The 4,681-nt window shown below is 40.3% G+C and carries 5 protein-coding genes; 2 read left to right on the top strand and 3 right to left on the bottom strand.

Annotation, left to right across the window (positions count from 1 at the left end; translation table 11 throughout):
* Positions 1-201: 201 nt before the first annotated feature.
* Entirely contained in the window at positions 202-1,329 is a 1,128-nt protein-coding gene (locus H6F92_RS00680; RefSeq protein ID WP_190356433.1) for a 5-(carboxyamino)imidazole ribonucleotide synthase, read from the bottom strand.
* Complete coding sequence (locus tag H6F92_RS00675; protein WP_190356432.1) at positions 1,326-1,835, bottom strand: pentapeptide repeat-containing protein; 510 nt, start codon at positions 1,833-1,835, stop codon at positions 1,326-1,328. The genes H6F92_RS00680 and H6F92_RS00675 overlap by 4 nt, the downstream gene beginning before the upstream one ends.
* 270 nt (positions 1,836-2,105) lie before the next feature.
* Between H6F92_RS00675 and H6F92_RS00670 the strand changes: the two genes are divergently transcribed.
* Positions 2,106-2,969: a branched-chain amino acid ABC transporter permease gene (locus H6F92_RS00670; protein WP_190356431.1), complete on the top strand. Its 864-nt coding sequence runs from the start codon at positions 2,106-2,108 to the stop codon at positions 2,967-2,969.
* A 140-nt stretch (positions 2,970-3,109) separates the two neighbouring features.
* Here the strand turns inward: H6F92_RS00670 and H6F92_RS00665 are convergent, their stop codons facing one another.
* Positions 3,110-3,493 (bottom strand): DUF4346 domain-containing protein, encoded by a 384-nt coding sequence (locus tag H6F92_RS00665; protein WP_190356430.1) that lies wholly within the window; start codon positions 3,491-3,493, stop codon positions 3,110-3,112.
* 251 nt (positions 3,494-3,744) lie between these two features.
* Here H6F92_RS00665 and H6F92_RS00660 point away from each other — a divergent pair.
* Positions 3,745-4,681, top strand: a 937-nt coding sequence (locus H6F92_RS00660; RefSeq protein WP_190356434.1) for an ISAs1 family transposase, incomplete at its 3' end; no start/stop codon positions are given.

Raw genomic sequence — 4,681 nt, 5'->3', positions numbered from 1 at the left:
TATCAGTTATCAGTTATCAGTTATCAGTTATCAGTTATCAGTTATCAGTTATCAGTTATCAGTTATCAGTTATCAGTTATCAGTTATCAGTTATCAGTTATCAGTTATCAGTTCACATCCTTATCAGTAAACAGTTATCAGTTATCAGTTATCGGTTCACTGTTTACTGTTCACTGTTTACTGAAAATACACCCCATTTCCCTAACAACCATACCAAAGCTTTTCTATCTGTTTTGCTAGGGCCAATAACTCAGAGCGATCGCTTGTATCCCTTAAGAGGGTGACATGGCCTAATTTTCGACCGGGACGGGATTTTTTACCGTACCAAAAAACGTGAGCGTCTGGAATTGCCGCTAAAATTGCTCTTTTTTCGGCGTAATCGCCGTCACTATCCTCAAAACCCAAGAGATTAACCATAACTGCCCCAGCAGATTTTAAATCCGTGGCTCCGAGGGGCAAATTAGCGACTGCTTGCAGTTGTAGGGCAAATTGGGAGGTAAGACAGGCAGAAAGGCTGTAATGACCCGAATTATGGGTACGGGGAGCGATTTCATTAATCAATACCTCTCCCTGGGGAGTGACAAATAACTCTATCCCGAAAACACCCACCGCCGACAAACTACTTAACAGATGATGGGCGATAGGTTCGGTTTGAGCGTGTAAAGATTGGTTAAGAGCGGCGGGAGCGATTACCCAGCGACAGACTTGCTCCTTTTGATGAGTTTCCACCACGGGATAGGTGACGATTTCCCCAGTTAATCCCCTAGCGGCAACGATGGCTAATTCTCGCTCGTAGGGAATATAAGCTTCTAACATCAAGTCAAGACGCTCTAATTGCGGCTTTTTGGCGTTTAATTCTTCAGGAGTGCGGATAATAAAGGTTCCTTGGCCATCATAACCGTGTCGTCGCGCTTTCAGCACTAGCGGAAAAGGATAATTTTCTAATTGGGATAAATTATCTATCGCCCAAAAATCAGGCACAGGCAATCCTAGGGAGCGTAAATAACATCTTTGCTCGTATTTATCCAATAGGGGGCGCAGATTTGCCAAACTAGGATAGAATTTAACCCCTGTGGCTGCTAATTCTTCTAGGGCATCTAAATTAACAAACTCATTTTCAAAAGTGATCAGATCACAATGTTGAGCTAGTTTTTTTGTGCCTTCCACGTCGGCTATTTCCGCAAAAACAACCCCGTCAGCTAAAGCAACGGCGGGATCGTCGGGGTGTGGTGTTTGTACAATTAGAGAAATGCCTAATTTCTTGGCTTCCTGTGCCATCATCCATGCTAATTGTCCACCACCAATAACACCAACCCGGGTTTGCATCATTGATCACATCCTAAAGATTCCAGGGTAGAGACGCCGGTTTTTGAGTTGACACCCTCGGCTCTTTCACAGAGATTTTTGATTTGTTGAGCGTCAAGCACGGCAAAACTGAAATCAGCACCGTTGATATTGACTCCCTCGAAAATGGTGCGCAGCATAATTGCTTCGGCAAAAATGGCATCGCTTAAATCAGAATTTTTAAAGGTACTCAGATAGGCTAACCCATTGGTTAAGTCCGCTCCATGAAAGTTGCCTTCGATGATAGAGGCTCCGTTAAACACTGCCCCGCGCAAATCGGCAGAGCTAAAGTTAGAATCTTGCAGATTAACGTTAGTAAATTGGGCAGATTGCAAATTTTGTCCCGAAAAATCCTTTCCTGTCAGATTCTGGTTTTCATAACTGGCATTGGCTCCTGTGACAGCAGCAGAACTGGCCGCTAAGGCATTGACAGGAGATAGGATAAATAGTATTGCAAAAAAAGCGATCGCTAATCGAAAGATAGTCTTCATTGGCGGCAAATTCCATCAGTGGGCATTCTTGATTTTATAGCAGTAAGTCATCAGCCGTCAGTTTTTCCCTGGCCGCCAGAAATTGCCGGCACACAAACCTTTATAATAGCTGTCTGAGCTTATACTGCCGTGTAATTTGGTCTAAACAAAAATATTTAAGCCACAGGCCCTCAGCTTTCAGTTAAATAAGGTAAAAGACAAAAGTTAATTAATTTTCTCTCTCCTGACTTCTATTTCTAAGGACAATTTCTGATTTATACAAGAGGTTTGATGGATACACCGCAACTTTTATTCAATGGTTTAGCCGTCGGTAGTATTATTGCTCTGGCTGCTGTCGGTTTAACCCTTACCTGTGGCATTTTGCGTCTGTCTAATTTTGCCCACGGCGATTTTATGACTTTGGGCGCTTACATAACTTGGCTGGTAAATGCTCAAGGGATTAATCTCTGGTTAGCGATGGCGGTGGGGGCAGCAGTGACAGCTATTGCCATGCTCATTGCCGAGAGATTATTATGGAAACCTATGCGCGATCGACGGGCTGATTCTACCACTTTAATTATTATTTCGATCGGTTTGGCTTTATTTCTTCGCAATGGTATTTTAATGATCTGGGGCGGCAGTAATCAACGCTACGATCTGCCTGTGATGACCGCTACAGAAATTTTTGGTATTAAAGTAGCTTTTGATCGCTTGTTAGTCATTGGTTTGGCAATTCTAGTTATTATTGCCCTCCATTTGTTATTGCAAAAAACTAAGATCGGTAAGGCGATGCGTGCCGTAGCTGACAGCAACGATTTAGCTAGAGTAACCGGAATTAACGTCGAATGGGTTGTCTTCTGGACATGGATAATTACCGGAGTTTTAACTGCTTTAGCTGGAGGGATGTTCGGGTTAATTACTGGAGGAGTACGTCCCAATATGGGCTGGTTTTTAATCTTACCAATGTTTGCGGCCGTTATTTTAGGTGGTATTGGTAATCCCTACGGAGCGATTGCTGGGGCTTTAATTATTGGTGTTGCTCAAGAAATTAGTGTTCCCTTAATTGGTTCTGATTATAAATTAGCCGTGGCTTTATTAATTATGATCTTGCTGTTATTATTCCGTCCCCAAGGTTTATTTAAAGGCACGGTTTAACAGTTATCAGTTATCAGTTATCAGTTATCAGTTATCAGTTATCAGATGTAAGTTATCAGATGTAAGTTATTTATTTATTTATCTTCATCTTTATCCCTAATTACTGATTACTGATTACTGATTACTGAAAAGCCCAATTTTTAATCCTGAATATATTCTTCCCCAGTGATTAAAGCGTATTCGGCGCGGGTAAATTCTCGACCTAAATAAGCAGCATGATCGAACATAGTAATGGGACAAGGTTGGGTTTCTTCGATCACTTTGACGGCTAATTCTTTGGCAGTCCTAGCGGTGTAAATAGTCTCAGGATTGCGATCAAGTTTTTGCCTAACACCGATAACTTTTCCCGTTTCTGGATCGACGGCTAAACCTTTTTCGTTGATAATATTGCTGTAATGTTTGGCACAGATTAACCCGGCTTCTCGGTCTAGATAAATAATAAAATATCCTGCGGGATCGAGGGTGATCGGGCGTTTAGAAAGTTGATGATCAATAGCTGTGATTTGAGATTTTAATTCGCTCATTCTCTTGACAAAATCACTTAAATATGTAGGTAAAAGCAAGAACAAATTATATCATACTAAATCCGTTGAGTAACGCACAGAAAACGGGTTTCTCCGAGAAACCCGTTTTCTGCTCATGCACTCATGCAAAAGGCAACCCCCCAACCCCCCCGACATCGGGGTAGGGCTGTTTCATTCTCCCATCAGAATATCAAAAGTAAAAGCGATCACTGTCAGGTAAAATGAGAAGTGAACGCGAACTTTTGAAAGATATGTTGAGCTTAATAGAAAAACTGAAACAAGTCAAGGACTTTCGGAAAGATCAAGGAAAAAGACACCCTTTATGGATAGTATTAGTAGTAATAATACTGGGAACAATGCTAGGATACTCAGGTTATAGAGAGCTAGGAGAGTTTGCTAAAAATAATCGGCACAGGCTCAGTCAAGAATTTAACATAATTCCAGAAAGAGTCCCATCCTATTCAACAATTAGAAGGGTAATGATGGGAGTTGACTGGCAGAGTTTGTTAAAAATGTTTAATGAATGGGCATTAGAAGAATATGGACAAAGAAGTGATATAAATTGGCTAGACATAGATGGAAAAAGTCTCAAAAACACTCTAAAGAATCCTAACAATGAACAACAAAATTTTATTATGTTTGTCTCATTGTTTAGTCAAGAAAGTGGCTTGGTATTACACTTAAAAAGAATTGAAAACAAAAAAGGGTCTGAAATCGACGAAGGGCAAGCTATAATTGAGGATTGCACTCTCCAAAATAAAGTTTTTACTGGCGATGCTTTACACTGTCAGAAGAAAACAATCAGCTTAATAGCCAAGACTAAAAATGATTATGTTATCACAGTTAAAGGAAATCAGAAAAATCTTTATCAGCGAATACAAGACCTGAGTAATTCCTCAAAGCCAGAAAGTTGTTTTCTTGAACAAGATAATAGTCATGGTCGAAAAATATCCAGAAAAATAGAAGTTTTTAAAGTGAGGAAAAATGAAAGACAAGGATTTGAAAATCTGCGAAGAGTTATTAAAGTAGAAAGAAGGGGTAGTCGCGGGGATAAAACCTATGAAGAAACAGCTTACTATATCAGTAGCCTAACTGAATCCGCCCAAGTATTTGCTAAAATTATTCGAGGACATTGGAAAATAGAAAATCAGTTACATTGGGTAAAAGATGTAATTTTTGAGGAAGATA

Source organism: Microcystis wesenbergii FACHB-1317 (genome assembly GCF_014696875.1).
In the GTDB taxonomy this organism is placed as follows: Bacteria; Cyanobacteriota; Cyanobacteriia; order Cyanobacteriales; family Microcystaceae; genus Microcystis; species Microcystis wesenbergii_A.
This window is presented reverse-complemented; position numbering and strand designations above follow the sequence as displayed.